Annotated in this window: 22 protein-coding genes and 2 pseudogenes; 11 read left to right on the top strand and 13 right to left on the bottom strand. The window is 70.2% G+C overall.

What is annotated here, in order from left to right:
• Positions 1-66 precede the first annotated feature (66 nt).
• Both JEQ17_RS44065 and JEQ17_RS44060 read right to left on the bottom strand, forming a co-directional pair.
• Positions 67-708, bottom strand: a complete 642-nt coding sequence (locus tag JEQ17_RS44065; protein WP_200400517.1) for a hypothetical protein — start codon at positions 706-708, stop codon at positions 67-69.
• A gap of 217 nt (positions 709-925) precedes the next feature.
• Complete coding sequence (locus tag JEQ17_RS44060; RefSeq protein WP_234048598.1) at positions 926-1,747, bottom strand: class II aldolase/adducin family protein; 822 nt, start codon at positions 1,745-1,747, stop codon at positions 926-928.
• 194 nt (positions 1,748-1,941) lie between these two features.
• Here JEQ17_RS44060 and JEQ17_RS44055 point away from each other — a divergent pair, with 194 nt between their 5' ends.
• The 4 genes from JEQ17_RS44055 to JEQ17_RS44040 all read left to right on the top strand — a co-directional run bounded on the left by JEQ17_RS44055 (position 1,942) and on the right by JEQ17_RS44040 (position 6,075).
• Positions 1,942-3,564, top strand: a complete 1,623-nt coding sequence (locus tag JEQ17_RS44055; protein ID WP_200400516.1) for a PucR family transcriptional regulator — start codon at positions 1,942-1,944, stop codon at positions 3,562-3,564.
• A gap of 73 nt (positions 3,565-3,637) precedes the next feature.
• Positions 3,638-4,195 carry a GIY-YIG nuclease family protein gene (locus tag JEQ17_RS44050; protein WP_200400515.1) on the top strand — a complete coding sequence of 186 codons (558 nt, stop codon included), beginning with the start codon at positions 3,638-3,640 and terminating at the stop codon, positions 4,193-4,195.
• 33 nt (positions 4,196-4,228) lie between these two features.
• Positions 4,229-5,089, top strand: a complete 861-nt coding sequence (locus JEQ17_RS44045) for a LysR family transcriptional regulator (protein WP_200400513.1) — start codon at positions 4,229-4,231, stop codon at positions 5,087-5,089.
• A 119-nt stretch (positions 5,090-5,208) separates the two neighbouring features.
• Positions 5,209-6,075 carry an NAD-dependent epimerase/dehydratase family protein gene (locus tag JEQ17_RS44040; RefSeq protein WP_200400512.1) on the top strand — a complete coding sequence of 289 codons (867 nt, stop codon included), beginning with the start codon at positions 5,209-5,211 and terminating at the stop codon, positions 6,073-6,075.
• Positions 6,076-6,122: 47 nt separating this feature from the next.
• Here JEQ17_RS44040 and JEQ17_RS44035 read toward each other — a convergent pair whose 3' ends face one another.
• Entirely contained in the window at positions 6,123-6,377 is a 255-nt protein-coding gene (locus tag JEQ17_RS44035; protein ID WP_200400511.1) for a hypothetical protein, read from the bottom strand.
• A gap of 317 nt (positions 6,378-6,694) precedes the next feature.
• Between JEQ17_RS44035 and JEQ17_RS44030 the strand changes: the two genes are divergently transcribed.
• Positions 6,695-8,458 (top strand): hydroxysqualene dehydroxylase, encoded by a 1,764-nt coding sequence (locus tag JEQ17_RS44030; protein ID WP_200400510.1) that lies wholly within the window; start codon positions 6,695-6,697, stop codon positions 8,456-8,458.
• Positions 8,459-8,516: 58 nt separating this feature from the next.
• Here the strand turns inward: JEQ17_RS44030 and JEQ17_RS44025 are convergent, their stop codons facing one another.
• Positions 8,517-9,542, bottom strand: a complete 1,026-nt coding sequence (locus tag JEQ17_RS44025) for a LacI family DNA-binding transcriptional regulator (RefSeq protein ID WP_200400508.1) — start codon at positions 9,540-9,542, stop codon at positions 8,517-8,519.
• Positions 9,543-9,758: 216 nt separating this feature from the next.
• On the opposite strand from JEQ17_RS44025, the gene JEQ17_RS44020 reads away from it, so the two are divergent.
• Both JEQ17_RS44020 and JEQ17_RS44015 read left to right on the top strand, forming a co-directional pair.
• On the top strand, positions 9,759-10,778 hold the full coding sequence (locus tag JEQ17_RS44020) for a Gfo/Idh/MocA family oxidoreductase (RefSeq protein ID WP_200400507.1): 1,020 nt from the start codon (positions 9,759-9,761) through the stop codon (positions 10,776-10,778).
• Positions 10,775-11,644, top strand: a complete 870-nt coding sequence (locus JEQ17_RS44015) for a sugar phosphate isomerase/epimerase family protein (RefSeq protein ID WP_200400506.1) — start codon at positions 10,775-10,777, stop codon at positions 11,642-11,644. Before JEQ17_RS44020 ends, JEQ17_RS44015 begins: the two co-directional genes overlap by 4 nt.
• A 194-nt stretch (positions 11,645-11,838) precedes the next feature.
• Here the strand turns inward: JEQ17_RS44015 and JEQ17_RS44010 are convergent, their stop codons facing one another.
• The 7 genes from JEQ17_RS44010 to JEQ17_RS43980 all read right to left on the bottom strand — a co-directional run bounded on the left by JEQ17_RS44010 (position 11,839) and on the right by JEQ17_RS43980 (position 18,842).
• The gene (locus tag JEQ17_RS44010; RefSeq protein WP_200400504.1) at positions 11,839-12,621 is read right to left on the bottom strand and encodes a pectate lyase; all 783 of its coding nucleotides are present in this window, start codon (positions 12,619-12,621) and stop codon (positions 11,839-11,841) included.
• Between the two features lie 60 nt (positions 12,622-12,681).
• A complete protein-coding gene (locus tag JEQ17_RS44005) occupies positions 12,682-13,662 on the bottom strand; it encodes a pectate lyase family protein (protein ID WP_200400503.1) in 981 nt (326 codons plus the stop codon).
• Positions 13,663-13,954: 292 nt separating this feature from the next.
• Positions 13,955-15,004 carry an amidohydrolase family protein gene (locus JEQ17_RS44000; RefSeq protein ID WP_200400502.1) on the bottom strand — a complete coding sequence of 350 codons (1,050 nt, stop codon included), beginning with the start codon at positions 15,002-15,004 and terminating at the stop codon, positions 13,955-13,957.
• On the bottom strand, positions 15,001-16,146 hold the full coding sequence (gene dmpG, locus JEQ17_RS43995; RefSeq protein WP_200400501.1) for a 4-hydroxy-2-oxovalerate aldolase: 1,146 nt from the start codon (positions 16,144-16,146) through the stop codon (positions 15,001-15,003). Before dmpG ends, JEQ17_RS44000 begins: the two co-directional genes overlap by 4 nt.
• Positions 16,143-17,207 carry an acetaldehyde dehydrogenase (acetylating) gene (locus tag JEQ17_RS43990; RefSeq protein WP_200400500.1) on the bottom strand — a complete coding sequence of 355 codons (1,065 nt, stop codon included), beginning with the start codon at positions 17,205-17,207 and terminating at the stop codon, positions 16,143-16,145. The genes dmpG and JEQ17_RS43990 overlap by 4 nt, the downstream gene beginning before the upstream one ends.
• 217 nt (positions 17,208-17,424) lie before the next feature.
• The gene (locus JEQ17_RS43985; protein WP_200400499.1) at positions 17,425-18,213 is read right to left on the bottom strand and encodes a 2-keto-4-pentenoate hydratase; all 789 of its coding nucleotides are present in this window, start codon (positions 18,211-18,213) and stop codon (positions 17,425-17,427) included.
• Positions 18,210-18,842 (bottom strand): TetR/AcrR family transcriptional regulator, encoded by a 633-nt coding sequence (locus tag JEQ17_RS43980; RefSeq protein ID WP_200400498.1) that lies wholly within the window; start codon positions 18,840-18,842, stop codon positions 18,210-18,212. Before JEQ17_RS43980 ends, JEQ17_RS43985 begins: the two co-directional genes overlap by 4 nt.
• Before the next feature lie 140 nt (positions 18,843-18,982).
• On the opposite strand from JEQ17_RS43980, the pseudogene JEQ17_RS43975 reads away from it, so the two are divergent.
• From JEQ17_RS43975 to JEQ17_RS43960, 4 genes and pseudogenes are all read left to right on the top strand, one after another.
• Positions 18,983-20,580, top strand: a pseudogene (locus JEQ17_RS43975) (bifunctional 3-(3-hydroxy-phenyl)propionate/3-hydroxycinnamic acid hydroxylase).
• Positions 20,581-20,666: 86 nt separating this feature from the next.
• Positions 20,667-21,538, top strand: a pseudogene (locus JEQ17_RS43970) (alpha/beta fold hydrolase).
• Complete coding sequence (locus JEQ17_RS43965) at positions 21,535-22,548, top strand: VOC family protein (RefSeq protein WP_200400497.1); 1,014 nt, start codon at positions 21,535-21,537, stop codon at positions 22,546-22,548. The pseudogene JEQ17_RS43970 and the gene JEQ17_RS43965 overlap by 4 nt, the downstream one beginning before the upstream one ends.
• A gap of 108 nt (positions 22,549-22,656) precedes the next feature.
• Positions 22,657-23,166, top strand: coding sequence for a DUF6174 domain-containing protein (locus JEQ17_RS43960; RefSeq protein ID WP_234048597.1), 510 nt, complete (start codon positions 22,657-22,659; stop codon positions 23,164-23,166).
• On the opposite strand, the gene JEQ17_RS43955 is transcribed toward JEQ17_RS43960, so the two are convergent.
• Entirely contained in the window at positions 23,163-23,777 is a 615-nt protein-coding gene (locus JEQ17_RS43955) for an MFS transporter (RefSeq protein ID WP_200400496.1), read from the bottom strand. The two genes, JEQ17_RS43960 and JEQ17_RS43955, sit on opposite strands and share 4 nt — an antisense overlap.
• Positions 23,778-24,031: 254 nt before the next feature.
• On the bottom strand, positions 24,032-24,562 hold the full coding sequence (locus JEQ17_RS43950; RefSeq protein WP_383384187.1) for a hypothetical protein: 531 nt from the start codon (positions 24,560-24,562) through the stop codon (positions 24,032-24,034).
• Between the last annotated feature and the right edge of the window lie 174 nt (positions 24,563-24,736).

The raw sequence follows: 24,736 nt of genomic DNA, 5'->3' as shown, positions 1-24,736 counted from the left end.
CGCGGGTGGCAGGCCGCCACGAGCGGCGGCCTGCCACCCGACCGGGCAACCCTCCCGGTCGCGGGACTAGCCGATGTTGAAGTCGAGATTGGTCACGTACCAGGCCTCGTCGATCTTGGTGGACTCCATGTTGACGTCCAACTGCCCTTCCTCCACCCCGGTGGAGTGGGAAAGGATGATCTTGTCGAGGGTCTTGCCTTCGACCGTGACCTTGTCGGCGGGGACCACTGCCTTGTCACCGGTGGCCTGGACGGTGGCGACTTCCACCTTCGGGTTGTCCGTGGGCGGCTCGGGCATGAACGACGTACGGAACTCGCCGATGCTGTCCTGCATCTGCCGCACCTCGGGATCGTCGCTGTTGCACCTCTCGGCGGTGCCGGCCCGGGCGGGCGACGAGTCGGTGGCCGGCTCCCCCATCAGCAGGCACGCCTGCTTCGGCTCGCCCTTGATGACCGCGGTGACCCACGCGGCGACCGCGCCTTCGGCGGTGGACTGGCCGCCTGCCGAGGGCTGCGCCGCCGAACCGTCCTTTTGCTTCCCCTTGTCCGTCTTCTCCGCGTTCTCCGCGTCGGCCGCGGACGAGCTGCTTGCGGTCGGCTCCTTGTCGGCGGCGGGGTCCGAATCGCCGGAGCACCCCGTGACACCCGCGGCCATCGCCGCCAGCGCGCCTCCGGCGATCCAGCCGACGGTCCTTTTCCTGTGGCTCACTAACACCGTTCCGACAGTCCTTTCCCTGGACGTCCATGCGCCTCGATGGCACCCCGAGGCATCTCACGTCGCGGCGCCGTATCGAACATGGAGACGAGTTGGACAGCGGAACGGTTCGCCGTTGGAGCGTCGGGATGCGTGCCGACCGTTCACCGCACCCCGGCAGGGTGCCCCGGTCGTGGCGTCCGTCGGCGCACGGCCCGTAGTCGCCTTCGGGTCAGTCCTTGTAGTCGGGGGCGATGCGCTCGACCAGTCGGAGCAGTGCCGACCAGGCGAGATCGTTCGCCTGGTCGTCCTGGAGGTCCGAGCTGTCGTCCTCGCCCGCGAGCTGACGTGCTGCCAGTTCGCAGACATCGGGGCCGGGGATGACGAGCCCGGTGCCCGCGGCGGTGGCCGCGGTCTGGATCTCGCACGCCTTGTCCAGGTAGTACATGCGCAGGAACGCCTGGGCGGGCGTCTCGCCGACGGTGAGCAGCCCGTGGTTGCGCAGGATCATCGCGGGGTGACCACCGAGGTCGGCGACAAGGCGCTGCTGTTCGGCGAGGTTGAGGGCGACGCCTTCGTAGTCGTGATAGCCGAGCCTGCCGTAGAACTCCATGGATATCTGGTTGAGCGGCAGCAGGCCGTGTTCCTGGGCCGCGACGGCGCAGCCCGCCTTGGTGTGGGTGTGCAGGACGCAGTGGGCGTCGGACCGGGCGGCGTGGATCGCGCTGTGGATGACGAAGCCGGCGGGGTTGACCGGGTGGGGCGATTCCTCGACGGGACGGCCGGTCAGGTCGATCTTGACCAGGTTCGACGCGGTGACCTCCTCGAAGAGCAGACCGTAGGGGTTGATCAGGAAGTGCTGCTCCGGGCCGGGGAGCCGGACGGAGATGTGCGTGAAGATCAGGTCGGTCATCCTGAAGTGCGCCACGAGCCGGTAGACCGCCGCGAGTTCGCGACGCAGGCGCAGTTCCTCGCCGACCGCCGCGGCCTCCGCGCTCGAAGCGGTCTGAGCGATCGGAGGGGTCCGGTCGGGGCGCATGGACAGCTCGGTCATGAGCGGCTCTCCTTCCGGCATGGGCCGGTGGTTGAGGGGGTGGTGGGGTGGTGGGGGCCGGTGCCCTGGGAGTGGCACGACGCTATCGGCGTACGCGCTCGCGCCGAAGTGGCGGTTCTGTCCAATATGGAGTCGCCCATTGGATGATTCCGGCAGTCCCGCAGCATGCCGTCGGACCGGGAGGATGTCCCCTCATGACCGAGTCCGAGCAGCCGTCCGTACCGCTGAGCACGTTGCTCGCCGACCCCTCCCTGGGTCTGCGGCGCATCGCGGGCCCCGCCGGTGAGCACCTGGTCCGGGTCAGCACGGTCGGCACGACGGAGATCGAGGACCCGACGCCGTATCTGGTGGGCGGGGAACTGCTCCTCACCGCGGGAGTGCGTCTCCCGCGCGACGCGGAGGGCATCGACACGTACGTACGACAGGTCGTCGCCGCCGGAGTGAGCGCGCTCGGGTTCGGCGTCGCCCCCGTGCACGAGGAGGTTCCGCCCGAGCTCATCGCCGCCTGCGACCGCCATGGGCTCCCACTCCTGAGGCTGCCGCCCGCCACCCCGTTCGTGGCCGTCGGACAGGCCGCGTACGCGGCGATCGCCGAGGCCCGCAACCGTGAGCTGCGCGAGATCTCGCGAGCACAGTCGGCGCTGGCCACGGCCGCCGCCCGGCCGGATGCCGTCCGGGCCGTGCTCGCCCAGCTCAGCGCGCACACCGGCGCCTGGGCGGTGCTCCACGACGCCCGGGGCACCGAACTGTTCAGTGCCGGCCCCCGACCCGCCTCCCCCACACCGGGACGCGTACGTGACCTCGCCGTACGCACCATCGCCCGCGTCCGCGCCCGTACAGGCCCAGCCGGGCATTCCGCACCGGCCGCGGCGGCCGATCACCAGGACGGAACCCACCTGACCGTCCACACCCTGCCCGGAGCTGACGGCGTCACCACGACGCTGGCCCTCGGCCAGGCCGCCACCACGGCCCCGACCCTGGTCCACCGCCAGGTCACCGGCACGGCGACCGTGCTGCTGGCCCTGCTCACCAGCCACCGATACGCCCTGGGCACCGACACCCACAGCGCGGGCGCACTCGTACGCCTGATGCTCGGAGCCACTCCGGCCGAGGTCGCACCCGCCCTCGCGCTCACCGGCACAACGGAAAACGACACGACAGAGACCCACACAAAGGAAACCGAACAGTCCTGGGTCGTGGTCCGCGGCCACCACACTCCCCCACGCTCCACGCAGGCACCGCAGCCGGGCGACGACCCGGCGCAACTGGCCGCCTTGGCCACCGCCCTGCGAACCCCCTACCTGCACGTCGACGGCGCCGAGCTGAAAGCCCTGGTCCCCAGCGCACCGGCCGCCCGCCCCGAGGCTCCGGCGCAAGCGGCCGAGCTGGGCTGGGTGCTCGGTTTCAGCACACCCGCGTCGGCATCGGACCTGCCGTATGCCGATCGTCAGGCCGAACGCGCCCTCCAACGCGCGATCGCCGCCGGAGTTCCCGCCGTCATCCACACCGAGGACCCGCTCACCGTGCACGGGCTCGTCCCGGCCGCCGACGCCCGGGATCTGGCCCGCACCCGCTTCGCCCCGCTCGACCGGGCCGGCGCGCCGGGCGCCTCGGTCCTCCTCGGCACCCTGCGAACCTGGCTGAGTCTGCACGGCAGTTGGGACCGCACCGCCGCGACCCTCCATGTCCACCGCAACACCGTGCGCCACCGCCTGGCACGGGTCGGCGAGCTCCTCGACGTCGACCTTCAGGACCCGGGCGTACGCATGGAGCTCTGGTTCGCCCTCCACTGGTTGCCCGACGAGGCCGCCGAGTGAGGCGCCCGGGCCGACTCCGCTCAACACCGGAGAACAACAACGCACTTGCCGTACTTCGCCTAGGGTGCGGCCCATGCTCGATGACGCAGCCCTTCGTCAGGTCACCGCCGCCCTGCTTGCCACTCCGCGAGCTCTTGACGCAGCGACCACCGCGCTGCCCAGGACCGCGGGCCTGTACGCCTGGTGGGCAGCCCCCAGCGTCCTAGCCGCGTTCTCCGGACCGGCCAACTCAGGTGACCCCGAGCGGCGGTTGCTCTATCTCGGCAAGGCCACCCGGCTTCGCACCCGGATCACCGGGAACCATCTGAGGCACTCCGGCGGATCCACTCTGCGCCGCACCCTGGCCGGACTGCTCATGCCCACCGAGGGCTACCGGACGACCTGGACCGACCGCGTCGTCCTGATCCCCGACGACGAGCAGCGCCTCACCGAGTGGATGCACCGCCATCTCACTCTCACCTGGGCCGAGCATCCCGATCCCGTCCCGTTCGAGACCGCGCTCATCTCCGGTCTGTGTCCGCCCCTGAATGTCGATGGCGCGGCGCACGGCCCCGCACGGGACCGGGTCCGGGAGGCGCGGACCAGGTACTACGCGAGCGCCGGCCCGCGTCCGGCCCTCGGGAGAAACTAGGCTGGACACGGCGTCTACACCGTGGGAGATGTCGTGGATGTCGATCTGCGCAAGCTGCGCTACTTCGTGGCTGTGGCCGAGGAGCTGCACTTCGGCCGGGCCGCCGAGCGGCTGCACATCACGCAGCCGGTGCTGTCCCGGCAGATCCGTGCGCTGGAGCAGGAGCTGCGCGCGCAGTTGTTCACCAGGAACAAGCAGACCACCGAGCCGACGGCCGCCGGCCGTCAACTGCTGGAGGACGCGCGGCCCCTGCTGGCCGCCGCGCAAGCGCTCCACCGCCGTGTGCAGCAGGCCGCGCACGGATCTTCGGCGTTCACCGTCGGCTTCATGCCCGGGATCACCGTGACCGGCGCGGTGCGCGCCTTCTCCGCCAGGCATCCCGAGCTGGCTGTGCAGGTGGTGCGCACTTCCTGGGGCGACCAGGTCCAAGGGGTGCGCGAGGGCCTTCTCGACGTGAGCTTCGTACGGCTGCCCGTCGACCGTCGCGGCCTGGAGCTGCGCCCGCTCTTCCTGGAGCCCCGCGTCGCCGTACTGCCGGCGGGCCACCGGCTGGCGGGCAAGGAGTCGATCGTCATCGCGGATCTGGCGACCGAGCGGCTGCTGCAGGACCCCGACGCCGTCCCCGAATGGCGTGACCTCCCCGAGCGGACGGGCGACGAGGAGGCCGGGCCCCGGCCCGCGTTCGCCACCGTCGAGGAGAAGCTGGAGCACGTCGCGACGTCCGGGGGCGTCCTCGTCCTGCCGCTGTCCACCGCGGCCTACTACACCCATACCGATGTCGCGCATGTGCCCATCGACGACATCGGTCCGGGCGAGGTCTGCCTTGCCTGGAGCGCCGACCGCCGCTCCCCGCTGCTCCCGGAGTTCGCCGACATCGCCGCTGCTCAGCACTGATGCTCTGAGGGCATCAGTGCTGACGGAAGAGGTCTTGGACGTCGGCCGAGGCTCGGACCCAGGGTGGAGGAGCGGCGGATTTCCCCGCCGCTCGTCCACCCACAAGGACCGTGAGAGCGATGCAGATCTTCATCACAGGCGGCTCCGGCTACATCGGCCGCTCCACCATCCGGGCACTGACCGGGCACGGCATCGCCGTGACGGCACTGGCGCGCAGCGAGCGCGCGGCGCGCACCGTGTCGGACCTCGGTGCCACCCCGGTCGCGGGCGCGCTCACCGACATCGACGTCCTCCGTGAGGCGGCCCGCCGGGCCGACGGGGTCATCCACCTCGGGGTGGACTACGCCGAGGGCACCGCCGACGTCGACCGCGCGGCGGCGGAGGCGCTGCAGGACGGCGTGGGAAGCGGGCCGTATGTGCACACGGGCGGGGTGTGGGTGTACGGCGACACCGACGGGGTCGTCGACGAGGACGCCCCGCTGAGCCCGCCGCGCATCACCGCCTGGCGGCTGGAGAACGAGAAGCGGGTGCTCGCCCGGGCCGCCACCGGGGAGCGCCCGGTGGTGGTGATGCCAGGGCTGGTCTACGGCCGCTCCGGCGGACTGGCGCAGTCGTTCTTCGTCGAGCCGGGGCGCACCGCGGGTGCCGTGCCCTGTATCGGGGACGGCTCCAACCACTGGGCGCTGGTCCACGTCGACGACATCGCCGAGCTGTACGTCCTGGCCCTGAACGCCCCTGCTGGTTCCGTCTACGCCGGGGTCGGCGGCCAGAACCTTTCGCTGGTGGACGTCACCCGGGCCCTCAGCCACGCCGCCGGGTGCCCGGACCGGATCGAGTCGCTGACCATCGAGGAGGCCGTGCGGCGGATGGGCCCGATCGCCGAGGCGTTCGCCCTCGACCAGCGGTTCAGCGGCGCCCGGGCGAGCCGCGAACTCGGCTGGACACCCACCCGTCTCGACGCCCTGGCCGAACTCGCCCGGGGCTGAACCACCGGGGCAGGGAAGCCGAGCGCCGCCGAGGAGAGCTCTCGGTGTCACACCGCCGATGCACGGGACGAGGCGGGAGTGCTTCCGGCCCATCCGTCCCCCACGCTCACCTCAAGGCCGTGGGAAGGCCGCCGCTCGGCCTCGGACGAGTCGTCGGCCAGCACCCAGATGACGATCATGGCGAGGAAGCCGGCTACGAGAAGTGCCGGCAGACCCATGATCAGGGCGACGATCCACCACCTGGTCCGCCCCGCGGGGACCTGGATGTCGTACCCCACGGACCGGTCCCGCGTCGCTCCCATGAGATCCACCTTTCGTCTGCCTGCTTCAGCCGGCCGCATCCGCCAGCCGCCGCGCAGGAGTTCATCGATCCTGTATCCAAGCAGACGCTTCGCCCGCTCCCGCGCTCAGTCGCCCGCCAACTACGCGTGCACTCAACCAGGTTGAAAGGGCCGACTCTCTCACTCCGACTCCCCAACGCCGTCTCCGCACCCCGTCGGTGCCGCCGGCCTGATGCGGCATCAAGCCAAAGTGACCCGGGCTTCGTCGGTCGCCTTCCGGGATCGGTGCGTCGCTCGTATCCTCGTGCGCCAGTGGTTACCGACGGTAAGGGGGAGCGATGGGCGGCACCACGCGAAGAGGGTTCCTGGGCACGGCCGCGGCCGCGGGCGGCGGGGTCGCTCTGGCGGCTCCCCAGCGGGCCGTGGCCCAGGGCAGCGCCGCCCCGCAGACCGTGGCCGTGCTGGGCGGGGGCGTCGCCGGGCTCACGGCCGCGCACGAACTCGCCGAACGCGGCTTCCGGGTGACGGTCTACGAGCGCAAGGCGCTGGGCGGCAAGGCCCGCAGCATGGACGTACCGAACAGTGCCACGGGCGGCCGCGAACCCCTGCCCGGGGAGCACGGCTTCCGCTTCATCCCGGGCATCTACCACAACCTGCCCGACACCATGCGACGCATCCCCTTCCCCGGCAACCCCAACGGCGTCCACGACAACCTCGTCGCCCCCAAGGAGATGCTGTTCGCCCGCTCGGGCGGCCGCGAGGACATCCGGATCCCGCTCCCCTGGCCCGGCAACACCCCGGCCGAACTCACCCCCGACGAGATCCGCCGCGCCCTCACCTCGCTCCTGGACACCGCCTTCAACCTCCCCCTCCACGAGGCCCTCTACTTCGCCAACCGCTTCCTCGTGTTCCTCACCAGCTGCGACGAACGCCGCGACGAGGTCTGGGAGCGGATGCCGTGGTGGGAGTTCGTACGGGCGGGCCGGATGTCGTACGACTACCAGCGGATCCTCGCCATCGGCATCACCCGCAACATCGTGGCCACCAAGGCGGAGGAAGCCAGTACCCGTACGGTCGGGACCCTGCTGGAGGCCTTCGCCTTCAACCTCCTCGGGCGGGGCGCGGACGGAGCACTGGACCGGATCCTCAACGCGCCCACCAACGAGGCCTGGATCGACCCCTGGGTGACGTATCTGAGGTCGCTCGGGGTCGAGTTCAACATCGGCTGGACCGTACGGGACCTGACCCTTGAGGCGGGCCGGATCGCCGGAGCCGTCATGGAGGACCCGGGCGGTGCCCGCCGTACCGTCACCGCCGACCACTACATCTCGGCCATGCCGGTCGAGCACGCCCGACGCACCTGGAACTCCGCCGTACGCGCCGCCGACCCCCAACTCGCCGAGTGCGACCGGCTGGAGACGGACTGGATGACCGGCATCCAGTTCTATCTCACGGAACGTACGCCGATCCTGCACGGCCACCTCGACCTCATCGACTCCCCGTGGTCGCTGACCGCGATCGCCCAGGCCCAGCACTGGCCGGGCCACGACTTCCCCAAGGACTTCGGCGACGGCACGGTCGCGGACTGTCTGTCGGTGGACGTCTCCGAGTGGGACCGGCCCGGCATCCTGTACGGGAAGACCGCCAAGCAGTGCACCCGCACCGAAGTCGCCCGCGAGGTGTGGGCGCAGTTGAAGGCGGCGCTCAACGACACCGGCCGTACGGTCCTCAAGGACTCCGTGCTGCACTCCTGGTTCCTCGATCCGGCGGTGGACGGGCTCGGCACCCCGAACCCGGTCAACGAGGAGCAGTTGCTCATCCATCCGACGGGGACCTTCCACCACCGTCCGCGATCGGCCACGAAGATCCCCAACCTCTTCCTGTCCGGCGACTATGTGGCCGTGCCCATCGATCTGGCCACGATGGAAGGCGCCAACACCTCGGCCCGGCAGGCCGTCAACGCCCTGCTGGACAGGGTCGGTTCGGCCGCCGAGCGCTGCACCGTCACCCCGTTGTACCGGGCCCCGGAACTCGAGCCGCTCAAACGCCACGACCGGACCCGCCACCTCCTGCGACTGCCGAACCTGTTCGACATCGGCTGACAGCACGTGTCGTACCTGGCCGTCCCACGGTCGGACACCGCGTCCGCGCGTACGCAGGTCACCCGTCCGGCGACGGCCCTCCGGTCGTCGCCCGCTCCGGCGGAGGTCCGCTGGTCCCACGGACCACTAGCTTCGGGTCCAACACCGCTTCCCGTGGCTCCAGTTCGGGGTTCTCCAGTCGTTCCACGGCGAACCGGACCGCGTGTTCCGCCATGAGCAGCGCGTCCTGGCGCACGGTGGTGAGGCCCATGGGCATCAGATGGGAGAGGTGGCTGTCGTCGTAGCCGACGACGGACAGGTCGTGGGGAACGTCGACGCCGGCCCGCGTCAGGGACATCAACAGGCCCATCGCACAGCGGTCGTTGCCCGCGAGGACCGCCGTGGGCAGGGGCAGGCCCCGGTCGCGCTCGGCCAGGAGCAGGCGGCCGGTGTCGATGCCCGACTGCTCCGTGTGGTCGCCGGGGATCACCCGCACCTCGGACTCCAGCCCGTGGCGGCGCATCGCGGCCCGGTAGGCGCGTCGGCGTTCGACCGAACCGGGGCCACGGCCTCCGTCGATGTGCACGATCCGGCGGTGACCCAGTTCGAGGAGGTGTTCCATGGCCTGGCGGGCACCCTTGGCCTCGGCCGAGTGCACGAAGTCCACGCGGGCGCGGGGGACGCGCCGGCCGACGGAGACGGTCACCGCGCGCTGTCCGAGTGCGTCGAGGTAGGCGGCCTCCGCGTCGGAGGCCAGCAGGATCAGCGCCTCGCAGCGGTGGCTGAGCAGGGCCTCGACGGCCTTCGCCTCGCTGCGGCCCTGCGCGGCCGCCGAGAGCAGGACGTCGTAGCCAAGGCGTTCGGCCTCGGGATAGATCCCCTCGATGAGGTCCGTGTGGAAGGCCTGGTGCACGGTGAACATCACACCGAGCGTGCGGCTGCGGCCGCGGGCCAGCAGCCGGGCCGCGCTGTCGGGGCGGTAGCCGATCTCGTCGGCGACGCGCAGGACCCGGTCGCGGGTCTCCTGGCTCGCCCCCGGTCGCCCGCGGAAGACGATCGAGACGAGCGCCCTGGACACGCCCGCCTTCGCGGCGACGTCCGCCATCGTGGGCCGCTGCCTGCCCGACGCATCCACCTGTGAACCGCCCTCCGGCGCCGCCCGTCTCGGCGCCGCACTCGAAATCTCCCAGCAACAAGCCATTGACATGACATTTGGACAGGGGTCATCGTACTCGGACTAGAGCGCGCTAGTAGAGCGCGACAGAGGACCTTCCCGCGAGACATCGCACCGCCCCCGACGCCCCCCTCGAAGGAAACGACCATGACCGTACGCGTAGGTGTCATCGGCGCCGGAATGATCGGCCAGGACCACATACGACGACTCACCGAGGTCGTCACCGGGGCCACCGTCACCGCCGTGACCGACATCGACGCGGAGCGCGCCGCCGAGGTGGCCGCCCGTGTCGGCGCCACCGCGCTCCCCACGGGTACCGACCTGATCGACTCCCCCGTGGTGGACGCCGTCCTCGTCACCTCGTGGGGCCCCACCCACGCCGAGCACGTCCTGAACGCCGTCGCCGCCGGCAAGCCCGTCTTCTGCGAGAAGCCCCTGGCCACCAGCGCCGAGGACTGCCTGCGCGTCGTCGAGGCCGAGCGCGCCCACGGCCGTCGCCTGGTCCAGGTCGGCTTCATGCGCCGCTTCGACGCGGGCTACCGCCAGATGAAGGAGGTGATCACCGCCGGTGGCATCGGCACCCCGCTGATCGTGCACTGCGCCCACCGCAACCCGACCGTCCCGGAGGCGTACACCTCCCGCATGGCCGCGCAGGACACCGCCGTGCACGAGATCGACGTACTGCGCTGGCTCCTCGACGACGAGATCGTCTCCGCCCAGGTGGTCACCCCGCGCGCCACGAGCAAGCGGTTCGCACACCTCAAGGATCCGCAGATCATGTACTTCGAGACCGCCGGCGGCGTCCGCGTCGACCTCGAGGTCTTCGTCAACTGCCAGTACGGCTACGACATCCAGTGCGAGACGGTCGGCGAGGACGGTCTCGTACGGCTGCCCGATCCGGCCGCCGTCGGGGTCCGTGCCGCCGGACGCCACGGCACCGCCGTCCAGCAGGACTGGAAGGGCCGCTTCGTGGACGCCTTCGACACCGAGTTCCGCGAGTGGATCGCCTCCGTCGAGGCGGCCGTCGAGCCCACCGGTCCGTCCGCCTGGGACGGCTATGCCGCCACCGTCATCACCGACGCCGCCGTGCGGTCCCTGGACTCCGGCGGCGCGGTCGTCACCGTCGACATGAAGCCCCGCCCGGCCCTTTACGGAGGCACCGCGTGAAGATCGCACTCGACCCGTACATGCTGCGCGCCCTGCCGATGGACGACATGGTGCGTACGGTCGCCGAACTCGGCTACGAGCACATCGAGTTGTCGCCCCGCGACGACTTCATGCCCTTCTTCCTGCATCCGCGGGCGGACGACGAACGCGTCGCCGCGCTGAAGAACTCCCTGCGCACACACGGCGTCAGGCTGTCCTCCGTACTGCCGCTGTACAAGTGGTCCTCGCCGGACGAGACCGAGCGACAGGCCGCCGTCCGCTACTGGAAGCGGATGATCGAGATCACCGCCGATCTCGGATGCTCCCTGATGAACTCGGAGTTCAACGGCCGCCCCGAGCAGGCCGCCGCGAGCGAGGCCGCCTTCTGGCGCTCGATGGACGAGCTGCTGCCGGTCTTCGAGCGCGAGGGCATCGCCCTCAACCTGGAGGCCCACCCTGACGACTTCTGCGAGGAGAACACCCCCGCGGTCGACCTCGTACGGGCGATCAACAAGCCCTGGGTGAACTACCTCTACTGCGCCCCGCACTCCTTCCACCTCTCCGGGGCCTCCGAAGTCGGGGCGGACATCGCGAAGATGATGCGCTACGCCGGGGACAAGCTGCAGCACGTGCACATCGCCGACTCCTTCAACCACAAGGGCTCGTCCGGTCTGCGCTACATCCTCAACCCGCCCGGCACGACCGCCCGTATCCACCAGCATCTCGACATCGGCCAGGGCGAGGTCGACTGGGACGTCTTCTTCGGCACCCTGCGCGAGCTGGACTTCGACGGGGTGGCGACCGCCTGCGTGTTCGCCTGGGAGGAACGGGCCCGCGAGTCCTCGGCGTTCATGCTCGACCTCATCACCAAGGAGCTCGCGGCCTAGCCGCAGCCGACCGCCGCGGCCCCCGCCGGTCGATGACACGCACGCACCCGGCGGCCGAGCGAACCTCCGTGGGGGGAAGTGAGGTTCGTCCGGCCGCCGGGGCTTCGGTTCACGCGTCGCGGCCCACACTGTCACCGTTCACACGTCACGGCTCACACGTCACGGCTCCCCCGCGACGGTTCACCTGCCTCGGCTCACCTGTAGGTGATGTCCGAAGCGGCGTACAGGCAGTTGGTGCTGTCGGGGCCAGTACCGACCGCGGTGTTGTTGTTGTACTTCTGGCAGGGGATGACCTTTCGGCTGGAGTCGTTCAGGATCGTGATGCCGCGCAGTGTCGCCACGTCGTTGCGGTTGACGTTGATGCCGACGAGCCGGGCGGTGGATCCCGTGCCGGTCACCTCGATGTTGCTGAGGTTCACCTTGCGCGTGTACTGCGTGGAGCAGTCGCCGCAGGACCTGTACAGCGTCTTGAACTCGCTGACGGCGAAGTTGGAGATGTTCAGGGTGCCGGGCCCGTTGTGCTGGAAGACCTTGTCGGCTGCCTTCTTGGCGCCACCGCCGGTCACGGTGTACGTCGAGCCGCCGCGGAAGGTGGCGGCGTCCTCGCCGACGTCCTCCCACCACACGTTCTGCAGGGTGCAGTTGCCCTCGCAGTGGATGCCGTCGGCGCCGGGCGCGCCGATGATGACGTTCTTGAGGGTCGCGCCGGCCGCGAGCTTGAAGATCGGGTCCTGGCCCTCCTCCTGGCCGTCACCGGCCAGGGCACCGCTGCCGTAGTACCGCACCATGCCGCCGTCCCTGACACCCGAGACGGAGATGGTCGAACTCACGGGCTGGCTACTGGCGGGCGTCGGCCAGGTGGCGGCACTCGCGGGCGGCGCACCGACTGTCGTGATCATGACAGATGAAAGACCGAGTGCGGTCAGGGTGCCGGTCAGCGCGCGTCGGCGGGCGCGCGGGGTCGCTGGAGAAGTCATGTCCCTGTGCCTTCTTCCGGTTGTGGGGGTCGGTTTGGGGGGATCGGTTGGGGGGGGTCGTCAGAGCTTTCCGGCGCCCGCGCCGCTCGTCACCGAGGAGACGACGGAGGAGGCGGGCTCGGCGGTGTAGCCGTACGGCGGGCTGGTGAAGGTGCCGGTGCGGGAGATCTCGGTGGCGGCTCCCCCGAGGTCGTTGCCGCGCAGGTTGGCGTAGCCGTCCACATCACTGCTGCGGTTCGTCGTGACCGCGATCTTCGTCGTACGGAAGACGTTGTTCTCGACGAGCATCTGGGCGCCCATGCGCGAGTGCACGGCGGTGTCGGCACCCTGTACGTAGTTGTCGTAGAAGTGGCCGGTGCCGAAGCGCAGGCTGGGGATGCGCGAGTAGACGTTGCTGAAGTGGTTGTGGTGGTACGTGATCTTCAGGTGACCGGTGTCCTCGCTCGCATTGTTGTCACTGTGTCCGGCGAGCGAGCCCTTGAAGTGGTCCTTGAAGGTGTTCCAGGACACGGTGACGTTGTCGGAGCCATGATTGATGTCGAGCAGACCGTCGTAGTAGTCCTTGTCGTGGTCGCGGTCCGCCGAGAAGGAGTTGTGGTCGATCCAGACCTTCGTGGACTTCTGCACGGTGACGCCGTCGGAGGGCGCGAGCGGCTTGCTGATGTTGAGGTTGCGGATGACGACGTTCGTCACTTCCTTCAGCCGCAGCCCGCCGCCGGTGAAGCCGGACGACGAACCGACGCCCAGAACCGTGGTGTTGGACCCGACGTCGACCTGACCGGTGAGCGTAATCAGCCCGCTGACCCGGACGACCTTGGCGGTGTTGCCGGTGACAGCCGTCTTGAACGCGGCGAGCGTGGAGACGGTGACGGCACTCGCACCGCCGCCGCCCGTGGTGCCGGTGCCGAAGCCGATGGGGGAGGTTTCGGCGGCACCCGCGGACTGCGGCAGAGCGACGGCGGCGGTGACGGCGAGAGCGGCTGCCGCGACCGTGGAGACGACGAGTCTCCTCGGACGGGAGCGTGGGGGGAGAGTACGCATGCGGGTGCGTCCCTTCGAGAGCGTCCAGTTTTCATGTACGTGAACGATGTTCACCATTTGGATCGCCTTGCGAACGCAGCGCCTCCGCACGAGACTCTCGGCGACATCCTGGAGAGTGCACGTCCCCAGGCCATAACGCCTCCGGCATCTGGCATCTCATATACGAGATGCCAGCGGCGGGTCACGCTGCTGAACGGGAAACGTAAGGGGCAAGCGCTTTCTAGTCAACGCTTCGCGCAGAACGCATCCGGCCAACTCCCGTATCGGGCAGGCCTGAGCGCCGCTGCGTGCCTCAACCGGTGCCGGGCTGGAAGAGTTTGAAGAGGAGGCGGGCGACGGCACGCTGGGCCGACTGCCTCAGGCGCATCGGCGCCGGACGGGCCGCGATCGGCGCGCCGGCTGTACCTGCCAGGCGAGGGAAGAGGGCTTCCGCGTTGGTGCGGTTGACGGCCCGGAGCACACCGGGGTCCACACCGCTGTCGAGGCCGTTGGCGAAGTACTGGCCCGCGATGGCGGGGGCGAACGGCCAGTCGCTGCCGAACAGGACATGCCCTGGACGGGCGAAGGCGAGCAGCGTCGGCAGGGCGGCGGGGCTGGAGGACAGCGCGGTGTCGTAATAGAAGCCGCGGAAGTCGTCCAGCACGTCCAGGGGGCTGCGGCCGGTGTCGGCCGCGATGGCGGTGGCCATGCGATGGGAGGCATAGGGCACGAAGCCGCCCGCGTGGCTGAGCACGAACCGGATGCGCGGGTGGCGCCGGACCACTCCGTTGCGTACGAGGAGGTAGGCGGCCCGGGTCGTGTCCAGCAGGAAGTCGGCGGCGAACGGGGGGATGTTCTCGACGGCGGGGGCCGGAAGGTCGGCCGGGTGGACGAAGACGACGGCACCCCGGTCGTTCAGGGTCTGCCACAGTGCGTCCTGGCCGTCCGCGCCGAGGTAGACGCCCTGATTGTTGGCCAGGAGGGTGACCCCGTCGGCGCCCAGCTCGTCCAGGGCCCGGCGGGCCTCGGCCGCGGAGGCGGTGATGTCGGGCATGGGCAGAGTGGCGAAGTAGCCGAAGCGGCCAGGGTGTTCGGCGACCAGGGACGCGGAGAAGTCGTTGAGCCGTCGTGCCAGGTCGGCGGCTTCCTTCGGTTCCGTGAGGAAGGCGGTGCTTGGGGTGGAGACGGACACGATCGCCGTGTCCGTGCCCAGCAGATCCATCAGCTCCAGGGCCGCTTCAGGACTCCAGCCGGGCAGGGCGCGGCCGCCGGCCTCGGCGATGCCGGAACCGATGAGACGGTCTCGGTAGAAGGAGGGGACGATGTGCTGGTGGACGTCGATGCGGCCCGCGGCGGCGGTCATGAGGCAACTTCCTGGGGTTCCTGAGCCTCTCGGGCCACCTGGGGCTCCTGGCCCTCTGCGGCCACCTGGGGCACCTGGGGCACCTGGGGCACCTGGGGCACCTCGATCTTCTCGGCCTTCCCGGCCTTCCCCGCCTCCCGTGCGGTGAGCAGGTCGAGCGCCACGTCCGTGATCATGTCTTCCTGGCCGCCGACCATGCCCCGCCGTCCGACCTCGACGAGCAGGCTTCGGGCGTCGATGCCATAGCGCGCCGAGGCCGCTTCGGCGTGGCGCAGGAAGCTGGAGTACACACCGGCGTACCCGAGGGTGAGCGTTTCCCGGTCGACCTGGACGGGGCGGTCCTGCAGCGGTCGTACGAGATCGTCGGCGGCGTCCTGGAGAGCGAACAGGTCGCAGCCGTGCTCGAATCCGAGTCTGTCGGCGGCGGCGACGAACACCTCCAGCGGAGCGTTGCCTGCGCCCGCGCCCATCCCGGCGAGGGAGGCGTCCACTCGGTGGGCCCCGTGCTCCACGGCGGCGATCGAGTTGGCCACGCCGAGGGAGAGGTTGTGGTGGGCGTGGATGCCGATCTCGGTGGCCGGGTCGAGGACTTGCCGCAGGGCGTCTACGCGTTCGGCGACGTCCCGCATGACCATGGCGCCGCCCGAGTCGACAACGTACACGCAGGTGGCGCCGTAGCCTTCCATCAACTTGGCTTGCACTGCCAGCTTCTGAGGTTCCGTCATGTGACTCATCATCAGGAAGCCGACGGTGTCCATGTCCAACTCCCGTGCGGCCGCGATGTGCTGGGCGGAGATGTCGGCCTCGGTGCAGTGCGTGGCCACGCGGACGACGGACGCCCCCGCGCTGTGGGCGTCGCGCAGATCGTGCACGGAACCGATGCCCGGCAGGAGCAGGGTGGCGACCCGCGCGCGGGTGACGGAGGAGGCGACGGCCTCGATCCACTCCAGGTCGGTGTGGGCACCGAAGCCGTACACGCAGGACGAGCCGGCCAGGCCGTCGCCGTGGGCGACCTCGATGGAGTCCACGCCGGCCTCGTCCAGCGCGGTGGCGATGGCGACGGCCTGGTCGACCGTGTACTGGTGGCGGACGGCGTGCATGCCGTCCCGCAAGGTGACGTCGCTGATGTAGAGGCGGCTCATCGGAGGGCTCCCGCGGCGGTCCCTGCGTGCTCGGCGTGCTCGCCGTATTCAGCGGGCTGAGCATGCTCGGCCTGCTGGCCGTGCTGCGCCTGCTGAGCGTGCTGGGCGTGCTGGGCGATCCGCTCGGCGGCGGCGACGGCCGCGGAGGTCATGATGTCGAGGTTTCCGGCGTAGGCGGGCAAGTAGTCGGCGGCGCCGGTGACTTCGAGCATCACGGTCACCTTGGTACCGGTGAATCCGCCCGTCTGCGGAATGTACAGGGGGTTGTCCGGACCGTACGTGTCGAACTGGACCCGCTGCTTGAGCCTGTAGCCGGGGACGTACGACCGCACCCTGTCCGCCGTCTCCAGGATGCTGTTCTCGATGGCCGTGTGGTCGCAGTCGCCCTCGACAAGGCAGTAGACGGTGTTGCGCATGAGCAGCGGCGGCTCGGCCGGATTGAGGACGATCACCGCCTTGCTGCGCCGGGCCCCGGCCACTTCACGCAGTGCTCGTGACGTGGTCTCGGTGAACTCGTCGATGTTGGCGCGGGTGCCGGGCCCCGCCGACCTCGCGGCGATGGAGGAGACGATCTCCGCGTACGCGACGGGGGCGACCTGCGCGACGGCGGCGGCGATGGGGACGGTGGCCTGTCCACCACAGGTGACCATGTTCAGGTTCGGGGCGTCGAGGTGGGCGTCGAGGTTCACCACGGGCACGCAGTACGGGCCCACGGCGGCCGGCGTCAGATCGAGGACCCGTACGCCGGTTGGCTCCAGCCTGGCCCAGTTCGTCCGGTGGGCGGTGGCGGAGGTGGCGTCGAAGACGAGCCTGATGTCCGCGAACTCGGGGAGGGCGAGGAGTCCGTCGACGCCGTCCGCGGTGGTGGCGATGCCCAGCCGGCCTGCGCGGGCCAGGCCGTCGGAGGCGGGGTCGATGCCGACCATCGCTCCCATCGTGAGGGCGCCGGAACCCCGCAGGAGCTTGATCATCAGGTCGGTTCCGATGTTGCCGGAGCCGATGACGGCGACCGGCCAGGGTGCGGGTGCAGGTGCGGTTGCAGGTGCGGTTGCAGGGGGCATGAAGGGGGTGCTCCTTGGCGCGGAGGCCCTCTGGTCGAGGTCCTCGGATGTACGAGGCCGGTCGGGGTGCTCGGATGTAAGGGGTCGCCAGATCTGCGAAGCCCTCGGATCTTCGAAGTCCTCGGGTCTCGGGTCCTCGGGGACTTCGGGTCCTCGAAGCTCCCGAAGCCCCGAAGCTCTCGAAGTCGTCGAAGCCCGCCAGGGCCGACGAAAGGCCTCAGACGAAGGTCACCGACACCGGGCCGAGGACGCTGAAGCGGGCCTCGATCCGCTGGCCGGCGCCGACGAAGGGTGCCGTGGTCATGGCACCGGGCAGCACCACATGTCCTGGCTCCAGTGCGGTGCCGAAGGCGGCGAGGGTGTTGGCCAGCCAGGCGACCGCGGCGGCCGGATGCCCCAGGACCTCCTTGCCGCTGCCCGTGGCGACGGGCTCGCCGTCGACGAACAGGTCGACGGTGACGGTGGCGAGGTCGGGTGCGTCGGACAGGGGTGTCCAGGGACCGCAGACCAGACCGGCCGCGCTGGCGTTGTCGGCGACCGTGTCGGCGAGGGTGATCTTCCAGTCGCGGATCCGGCTGTCGACGATCTCCAGGGCCGGGGCGACCGCTTCGGTGGCCTCCAGGGCGTCCTCGACGGTGACGTCGGGGCCGCGCAGAGGCCGGGCGAGGCGGAAGCAGATCTCCGGTTCGATGCGCGGCCGGCAGTAGCGGGCCGCGGGCACCGTGCCGCCGTCGCGGTGGACCATGTCGTCCAGGAGGTGGCCGAAATCGGGCTCGTCCACGCCGAGGAGTTGCTGCATCGCGGCCGCGGTGAGGCCGACCTTGTGGCCGACGACGGTGGCTCCGGCGGACAGGCGCAGGGCTATGTTGCCCTGCTGGACGGCGTAGGCGTCGGCCAGTTCCAGTCCTGGCAGCAGGTCCGACAGCGGGTCGATCGGCGCCACGCGCCGCTCTGCCTCGCGCAGGAGCCGACGGGCTTCCTCGCGCTGTGGTGCGGTCAGGGTCATCCCTTGCTCCTCGATGCCAGGCGGCTCGCCGCGTCGTGGATCAGCTCTGCGTGCAGTTCGAACAGCGCCACCAGGTCGACGGCGTCGCCGTTGAGCTCCCGGTGCACGAACAGTCCGTCGGCCCCGGCGACGGCGTAGGTGGTGAGGGTGCGTACGGACTCGTCGTCCAGGTCCGGGAACAGGGTCCCGACCACCTCGGCGATCTTCTGGGCGGCGACTTCGCGGACCTGGAGGAAAACCGTCCGGCCCCGGGGCTCCACGGGCCGTCGCTCAAGGGCGAGCATCAGGCCCAGACGCAGGAAGTCCGGCGCGTCGACCAGCGATCTCGCCACGTTCGCCGCCATGGCCTTCACCCGTTCAAGCGGTGTGCCGGTCTCCTCCCGCGGCAGTTCGACGGCCGCCAGCCAGGTCTCGAAGCTGCGCTCGATGACCGCGGCGATCAGGTCGTCCTTGTCCTTGAAATGCCAGTAGATCGAGCTGGCGGGCAGGCCGCACTTGGCGCTGACCGCCGCGATGGACGTGCCTTCGTATCCGCGCTCGCCCGCGATCTCCACCGTGGCGTCGAGGATGCGCTGCCTCGACTCCACCCCGTTCGCACGCTTCCTGCGCGCCGTCTGCGGCTTGGTCATCGGGTGTGCCCTTCCTGGTCGTACCGGCACTTGACCGTCTTCTGCAGCCACCTTACCGTAGCGGTCATTCCAATTGGAGTAAACGCTACAGCAATGGGTTCGCAACACATCGCGAACAGGGACGACAGCGAGGTGACCTGGTGAGCGGAGTCGGTGGCGAGGGCGGCGACTACGACGTGGCGGTGATCGGCTACGGGCCGACGGGCGTGACCGCGGCGAACCTGCTGGGCGCGACGGGCCTGCGGGTCGTCGTGCTGGAACGCGACGCGGAGATCTACACCCGGGCCCGGGCCATCTCCACCGACGAGGAGGTCATGCGGATCTGGCAGCGCATCGGTCTGGCCGAACGGCTGGGGCAGGACATGCTGACCGAGCGGCCCCTCGACTTCGTCGACGCCCGCGGCCGCCCCTTCCTCTGCGCGCACCCGACCCCGCGCGGGCACGGGCACCCACCGCAACTGTTCATCTACCAGCCCGCGTTGGAGCAGGTCCTGCGCGATGGGGTGGCCCGCCACCCGAACGTCGATGTGCTGCTGAGACACGAGTGCGTGCGGCTGCGCCAGGACGCGAACGGGGCCGGCGTCGAACTGACGGTGGTCGGCACGGCCGACGACTCGGTGACCCGGCTGCGCGCCTCGTACGTGATCGCGGCGGACGGCGGCTCCAGCCTGATCCGTGCGCAGCTGAACGTCGGCTATGAGGGGCGTACGTACGAGGACCGCTGGGTGGTGATCGACACGGAGATGATCAAGCCCTGGCCGGACCACGACCGGCTGCGCTTCCACTGCGATCCGGCGCGGCCAGCCGTGGACTGTCCCACCCCGCTCGGCCACCACCGCTGGGAGTTCCCGATCCTGCCGGGCGACGACGAGACGTACCTGACCACCGACGAGGCGGTGTACGCCCTGGTGGCCCGTTACGGAATCAGCCGGGACAGCATCAGAATCCTGCGGGCCACCGTCTACAGCCACCATGTGCGCTTCGCCTCGCAATTCCGGGTGGGCCGGGTCTTCCTGGCCGGTGACGCCGCCCACGCCATGCCGCCGTGGATCGGCCAGGGCATGGCAGCCGGGGTGCGCGACGCCGCCAACCTGTGCTGGAAGCTCGACGCCGTCCTGCGCGGCGAACTCCCCGAGACCGTGCTGGACAGCTACGAGGCCGAGCGGAAACCGCATGTCAGGGAAGTCACCCGACGTGCGGTACTCGTCGGGCGGATCATCACCGAGCGGCGCAGATCCGTGGCCGCGGTGCGCGACTCCGGACTGCGGCTCCTCGACCGTGTGCCGGGCTTCGGCAACTGGTTGCAGGACTCGAGCTGGATACCCGTCGCCCGTTACGCCACCGGTCTGCAGGCGCTCCCCCGCACCAAGGCTTCCGGACTCCAGATCCCCCAGCCCTGGGTGACCGGGCCCGACGGGGTCCGCGTACGGCTGGACGACGTGCTCGGCAACCGCTGGCTGCTCCTGCACAGCGAATCGGCCACGCCCCAGCCCGCTTGGGACCGACCGGGTGTCCCCTCACTCACCGTCATGCCCGCCGGGTCGCGGCCGGCCGAGGGCACCTCGTCGACAGCGACGGTGTCCTGTTGCCCTGGCTGGCCCGGCACCGTGCGGCCACCCTCGCCCTGCGCCCGGACGCCTACGTCTACGCCGCCGCTCCCGCGGGTGCCCAACTCCCGCCGCCCCCGCCCGGATTCGCTCCGGCGACGCGGCCGACGACCGCGACCACCGACCAGTGATCCCCTCCCCCGCGATCAACCCAACGATCCAGTCAGCGATCCACTCCCAGTGATCCAGTCCCAGTGATCCAGCCAGCGAGGACACCATGACCACACAGACCGAGCTGCCGTCGATGCGCGAGTCCCTGCTCGACATCGCGGGCAAGAAGATCTTCGTCGCCGAGACCGGAGCGGTCCGCCCCTGCTGCTCCTGCACGGCGGTGGCCCCGGCGCCTCCGGGGTCTCCAACTACGGGCGCAACATCGCGGCCCTGGCCGAGGAGTACCGGGTCGTGGTCCCGGACCTGCCCGGTTACGGACGCAGCGGCAAGGGCATGGACGGTACCGATCCGTTCGGCCATCTCGCGGACCACATCCGCGGGGTCATGGACGAACTCGGACTGGAGCGCGCCCACTTGGTCGGCAACTCCTACGGCGGTGCGTGTGCGTTGCGGCTCGCACTGGACACACCCGACCGGGTCGACCGCATGGTGCTCATGGGGCCCGGCGGTATCGGCACCACCCGCTCGCTCCCGACACCGGGCCTGAACAGTCTGCTCAACTACTACGGCGGTGACGGACCTTCCCGGCTGAAGCTGGAGACGTTCATCCGCCAGTACCTGGTGTTCAACGCCGCCGACGTCCCGGACTCCGCGATCGACGAGCGCTACCGGGCCAGCATCGACCCCGAGGTCGTCGCCGCCCCGCCGTTGCGTCGCCCGTCCGGACCGAACGCGCTGCGCACGCTGTGGAGGATGGACTTCACCCGTGACCGGCGCCTGGACCGTCTCCCCGTACCCACCCTCGTGCTGTGGGGTGCCGAGGACCGGGTCAACCGGCCCGGCGGCGGGCGCGTGCTGGCCGACCGCATGCCCAACTGCGACCTGTATCTGGTCGCCAACACCGGCCACTGGGTGCAGTTCGAGCGGGCCGAGCTCTTCAACCGGCTGTGCGCCGACTTCCTGGCGGGCCGACGATGAACACACCTGGGAACGCGTCGGTGTTCGGCGCCGTCCATCTCGGCTACATCGTCATCGAGACCAACCGCTTCACCGACTGGCGCCGCTTCGGCGCCGACGCCATCGGAATGCACCACGACGCCCTCGACGCGGACTTGATGCGCTTCCGTCTCGACGACCAGGAGTGCCGCTTCCTCCTCCGGCGCGGCCCGGCCGAGGACGTCGTCGCCACCGGCTGGCACGTCGACGACCATGCCGCCTTCGAACGGATCGAAGCCCGCATACACGCCCACGGTGTTCCCATGGCCCACGGCACCCCCGACGAAGCCGCCCTGCGCGGCGTCGAACGTCTGCTGTGCTTTCCCGGCCCCAAGGGCATCACCCAGGAGATCTACACCACCCCCCTGAAGTCGGCGGAGCCGCTGCGCATGCGGGCCTCCGGATTCGTCACCGGTGACTCGGGGATGGGGCATGTCGCGATCACGACCGCCCAACCGGCCCAGCTCCGGGGCTACTTCAGCACCGTCTTCGACGCCCGCCTGACCGACTGCATCGACGAGACCATCAACGGCGTCAAGCTCAAGATCCGCTTCCTGCGCGTCAACGAGCGCCACCACTCCATCGCCGTCGCCGCCGTCCGGGGCCTGCCCGTCGACCCAGTACGCACCCGCGTCCAGCACCTCAACATCCAGGCGGCCACCCTCGACGACGTCGCCCAGAGCTATCAGCGCGTGTGCGAACTCGGCTTCGACATGGCCCTGTCCATCGGACAGCACACCAACGACAAGGAGCTGTCCTACTACGCCCGTACGCCCTCGGGCTTCGAGTGGGAGGTCGGCTGGAACCCCGTCGTCGTCGACGAGACCACCTGGGAGCCCAGCACCCACCAGGGCATCAGCGTCTGGGGCCACACGCCCGTCGGCCGGACCGTCGTCGACACACTCGACCAGTTCCGGCTCGCCGCCCGCTCCCTGGCCCGCCGGGAGGACACCGTCCCCGCCCTCAGCGGCACCGGCATCCCCGACAGCTGATCGGGCCGTCACCCTTCGGGAGCTCTCGACTGTCCACGGCATGGGCACTGCCCGAACGTTCCCGGGCCGACCGGCGTCATAGCGGTAGCCGTCCCCGAGGGAGCCACCATGACCGCCGTCCGCATGACCACCGTTCACTCCAGTCGTCGTTTTGTGTCCGTCGCCGGACTGGTCGGAGGGTTGCTGTGGGCGACCGTCGCCTGCGGCACGGAGTCGTCCTCCGCATCCACCGAGGTGGCCGAGCCGGATCCCGCCACACCCTCGAGCGCGGCCACCTGGCGGGAGCCCGACTCGTACGTCTACACGCTCAAGTCCAGTGAAGGGGAACGGAGTCTGCTCGGCACCTTCCGGGTGACCGTCCGCGACGGCAAGGTCGCGGAGGCGGTCGGTCTCGACGCGGACAGCCGGCGGGTGGTGAAGCAGTTGCCCGGTGAAGTACCCACCATCGGCGAGCTGTTGGACGAGCTGGAGCAGGCCCGGCGCGACGACGCCGACACGGCGGAGGCGGAGTACGCGCCCGACGGTCACCCGGAGCGGATCTCGCTGGACTGGGACAAGAACGCGATCGACGACGAAGCCCTGTACGTCATCAGCGCCTACGCGCCGACCGCCGGCTAGCGCGCCGAACCCTTCGCAGGTGTCTCCGCGTCCCCATGACCGGCGTCGGCCTCGTCGGACGACTCGGACCACTCAAGCGACTCGGGTGACACGGGTGACAGCGCGAGGCGGGCATGGCGTAGGGCCGGGAAGGCCGCGGCCACCACAAGCGTGGCGGCCACGCAGAACAGGCCTCCCACGACCACCGCGGCGCGGGCACCGGTCAGTTCGGCGAGGAGGCCGACGGCGGCGTTGCCCAGGGCGGGCGAGACGGTCGCCTGCACCATCCACAGGCCGCTGACCCGGCCGCGCAGTTCGTCGGGGGTGCCGTGCTGGAGGAGAGCCGAGCGCAGTGTCTCGGAGATCAGGTCGCCCAATCCGGCGAGGGCCAGCAGGACGAGCGCGAGCGGAAGGTAGGAGGTCGCGCCGAACCTCGTCAGTGACAGCCCCCACAGCAGGACCGCGCCGATCAGGGCGTGCCCGCCGGCCCGGCCGGTCCAGCCGCTGGTGGCGGCGCCGATCAGCGCGCCGAGCGCGGGCGCGGCGTACAGCAGTCCCACCACACCCGGTCCGCCGCCGAACTGCTGGTCGGCCAGGACCGGATAGAGCGCCTGCGGCATCGTGAAGACCATCGCCGCGGCGTCGTGACGCGGGTCGGCGAGCTGCAACCCGACTCGCCCGACACGCTGTTCGCGTTCTCCCTGGACATCTTCGTCGAGGGGATCGCGGCCCGCGCGGTGCGACCCGCGGAGTGAATGGCCGACTGCCCGGGCACAGTCGGCCGGGCACCCAGACCCGGCCGTGATCCCACGTCAACCCGAACGCCCCCTCACAGCCGCGGCTGTGAGGGGGCGTTCGATGACGGGAAACGGGAGCAGGGCCGCCCCTAGGACGAGCTGGGCTCCGGCCCGTACTTCGACGAACTCTTCGACGAACTCGGGGAGGGCTGCGCGTGCATGGCCTCCAGGTCCTGGATGGTGCCGCCGACCTTCTTGCGCAGCGGTCCGAGCATGTTCGGCTTCGCGCTGATGGCCCAGCGCGGGCCGACGAGGTACTTGCCCCCGTAGATGGCGGCGCTGTCCAGCCAGGTCAGCTTGTACTTCTCCTCGGGAAAGGTCGTGATGAGGTAGTCGCCCGCGGGGGTGTGGCAGACACCTTCGCGGAGTTCGTCCGCGTCGGTTCGGATCTTGACCTTGCAGCCGGTGAGGTTGGCGATCACCTCGACCTTCGCCGGTGCCACGACCGCGGCCATGGCGGCGGTCGACGGCTTGCTGTCGCCCTCGGCCTTGTCGTCGCTCCCGCCGCTGCAGGCCGTGACCAGGGGAAGAAGGGCGAGGCTGCCGATCAGGGCGGCGCGGCGCACCCCGTGGGCGGTGAAAGTGCGGCCGGTCCGTCCTCGCTGTGGCTGCTGTGACACGTACCTCTCCGAATCCGGGCTGTTCCTGTCCGCGTGAGCGGCCAGACGTACGACAAGGGGTACGGGTGAACACACGTGGCCGTTCACCCGTACACGACTGAAGGTTGCGTTCCGAACGACGAGATCGCCAACGGACCGGACGGGGCGCGGGGAAGCCTGCCGACCGAGTGGGCC

This window comes from Streptomyces liliifuscus (assembly GCF_016598615.1).
In the GTDB taxonomy this organism is placed as follows: Bacteria; Actinomycetota; Actinomycetes; order Streptomycetales; family Streptomycetaceae; genus Streptomyces; species Streptomyces liliifuscus.
This window is presented reverse-complemented; position numbering and strand designations above follow the sequence as displayed.

What these genes read in the sequence shown, in the direction of transcription:
- JEQ17_RS44060 (WP_234048598.1), bottom strand. Translation starts at nt 1,747, where the DNA reads ATGACCGAGCTGTCCATGCGCCCCGACCGGACCCCTCCGATCGCTCAG.
- JEQ17_RS44055 (WP_200400516.1), top strand. Translation starts at nt 1,942, where the DNA reads ATGACCGAGTCCGAGCAGCCGTCCGTACCGCTGAGCACGTTGCTCGCC.
- JEQ17_RS44050 (WP_200400515.1), top strand. Translation starts at nt 3,638, where the DNA reads ATGCTCGATGACGCAGCCCTTCGTCAGGTCACCGCCGCCCTGCTTGCC.
- JEQ17_RS44040 (WP_200400512.1), top strand. Translation starts at nt 5,209, where the DNA reads ATGCAGATCTTCATCACAGGCGGCTCCGGCTACATCGGCCGCTCCACC.
- JEQ17_RS44035 (WP_200400511.1), bottom strand. Translation starts at nt 6,377, where the DNA reads ATGGGAGCGACGCGGGACCGGTCCGTGGGGTACGACATCCAGGTCCCC.
- JEQ17_RS44030 (WP_200400510.1), top strand. Translation starts at nt 6,695, where the DNA reads ATGGGCGGCACCACGCGAAGAGGGTTCCTGGGCACGGCCGCGGCCGCG.
- JEQ17_RS44025 (WP_200400508.1), bottom strand. Translation starts at nt 9,542, where the DNA reads ATGGCGGACGTCGCCGCGAAGGCGGGCGTGTCCAGGGCGCTCGTCTCG.
- JEQ17_RS44020 (WP_200400507.1), top strand. Translation starts at nt 9,759, where the DNA reads ATGACCGTACGCGTAGGTGTCATCGGCGCCGGAATGATCGGCCAGGAC.
- JEQ17_RS44010 (WP_200400504.1), bottom strand. Translation starts at nt 12,621, where the DNA reads ATGACTTCTCCAGCGACCCCGCGCGCCCGCCGACGCGCGCTGACCGGC.
- JEQ17_RS44005 (WP_200400503.1), bottom strand. Translation starts at nt 13,662, where the DNA reads ATGCGTACTCTCCCCCCACGCTCCCGTCCGAGGAGACTCGTCGTCTCC.
- JEQ17_RS44000 (WP_200400502.1), bottom strand. Translation starts at nt 15,004, where the DNA reads ATGACCGCCGCCGCGGGCCGCATCGACGTCCACCAGCACATCGTCCCC.
- dmpG (WP_200400501.1), bottom strand. Translation starts at nt 16,146, where the DNA reads ATGAGCCGCCTCTACATCAGCGACGTCACCTTGCGGGACGGCATGCAC.
- JEQ17_RS43990 (WP_200400500.1), bottom strand. Translation starts at nt 17,207, where the DNA reads ATGCCCCCTGCAACCGCACCTGCAACCGCACCTGCACCCGCACCCTGG.
- JEQ17_RS43985 (WP_200400499.1), bottom strand. Translation starts at nt 18,213, where the DNA reads ATGACCCTGACCGCACCACAGCGCGAGGAAGCCCGTCGGCTCCTGCGC.
- JEQ17_RS43980 (WP_200400498.1), bottom strand. Translation starts at nt 18,842, where the DNA reads ATGACCAAGCCGCAGACGGCGCGCAGGAAGCGTGCGAACGGGGTGGAG.
- JEQ17_RS43965 (WP_200400497.1), top strand. Translation starts at nt 21,535, where the DNA reads ATGAACACACCTGGGAACGCGTCGGTGTTCGGCGCCGTCCATCTCGGC.
- JEQ17_RS43960 (WP_234048597.1), top strand. Translation starts at nt 22,657, where the DNA reads ATGACCGCCGTCCGCATGACCACCGTTCACTCCAGTCGTCGTTTTGTG.
- JEQ17_RS43955 (WP_200400496.1), bottom strand. Translation starts at nt 23,777, where the DNA reads ATGGTCTTCACGATGCCGCAGGCGCTCTATCCGGTCCTGGCCGACCAG.